The sequence below is a fragment of the Arthrobacter sp. Y3223164 genome, assembly GCF_059091005.1.
In genome coordinates this window covers 1-425 of the sequence record NZ_JBNHGF010000870.1, presented here as the reverse complement: position 1 = coordinate 425, position 425 = coordinate 1, and the positions used below count along the sequence as shown (strand labels likewise).

1 protein-coding gene is annotated in these 425 nt (G+C 73.2%); it reads left to right on the top strand.

What is annotated here, in order from left to right; all coding sequences use genetic code 11:
* Positions 1–404, top strand: a 404-nt coding sequence (locus AC5RUJ_RS18470; RefSeq protein ID WP_494156541.1) for an ATP-dependent helicase C-terminal domain-containing protein, incomplete at its 5' end; no start/stop codon positions are given.
* Between the last annotated feature and the right edge of the window lie 21 nt (positions 405–425).

Sequence of the window (425 nt, the reverse complement as noted above, 5' to 3'; positions counted from 1 at the left end):
CCGCAGTGGACCTGGCCGAGCCGCTGCGCCGGCTGCTGCCCTGGCCGGAAGCGGCGAGGTTCGATGAGCTCGTGCCGGAGCGGCTGGAGGTTCCCAGCGGCTCACGGGTGCGGATCGACTACCCGGAACGGGACGGGGGAGAGCGCCCGGTAGTGGCGGTCAAACTGCAGGAGTGCTTCGGTTGGGCGGACACGCCCCGGCTGGTGGGCGGTCAGGTCCCCGTGCTGTTCCACCTGCTCTCGCCCGCGGGCAGGCCGCTGGCCGTCACCGATGACCTGGCGTCTTTCTGGTCCGGTCCCTACGCGCAGGTCCGCGCCGAGATGCGCGGCCGCTACCCGAAGCACCCGTGGCCGGAGGATCCGTGGACCGCGCCGGCCACCGCGCGGACCAAGCACCGGAGGTAACGGCCGGATAGTGCCGCCCGG